Origin of the sequence: Pseudomonas sp. UBA4194 (assembly GCF_002379585.1) — a bacterium.
Classification (GTDB): Bacteria; Pseudomonadota; Gammaproteobacteria; order Pseudomonadales; family Pseudomonadaceae; genus Aquipseudomonas.
In genome coordinates, this window is the sequence record NZ_DFUE01000018.1 from 776 (window position 1) to 1,242 (window position 467).

Consider the following 467-nt stretch of genomic DNA (forward strand, 5'->3'; position numbering starts at 1 on the left):
TGAAACAGGCTGAAGTCGAAGTTGAAGCTGTTGGCCTGATGCCAACCCGACGCCCCATGGCTGCTGGCAAAGCCGCGGCAGATCGTGCCGGCGGCGTAGATGCCGACCAGATCCAGGGCTGTAGCAGCCGTGCCGATCTGTTCGACCACGGTGGCGGCGTCGGGCAGCGGCGCGTCCTGGACGTTTTCGCTGTGCCAGGGCGCGTCGTTGATTTGCAGGTAAGGGTCCGGTGGCAGCAGCGCCAGGGTGTCGCGCAGTTGTTGCAGGGCTTGCTCCAGGCGTTGGCGGTCCACCTCCGGATCCTGGGCCAGGGTCAGCTGCAACTCGGCCTGGCGCTCATCGCGGATCAATTTGAAGAACACCTTGGCCTGCTCCACCTGGCCGGCCTGGCGTACCTTGCCGTGGTTGAAGCGAATGAAGTCCGAGGTTTCGCCGTTGTAGCCGAAGGTGAATTGTTCCGGCGCCGA

Annotated in this window: 1 pseudogene; it reads right to left on the minus strand. The window is 64.0% G+C overall.

Annotated elements, in window-relative coordinates:
- Positions 1-467: pseudogene (locus B3397_RS04510) on the minus strand (TldD/PmbA family protein); the annotation flags it as partial.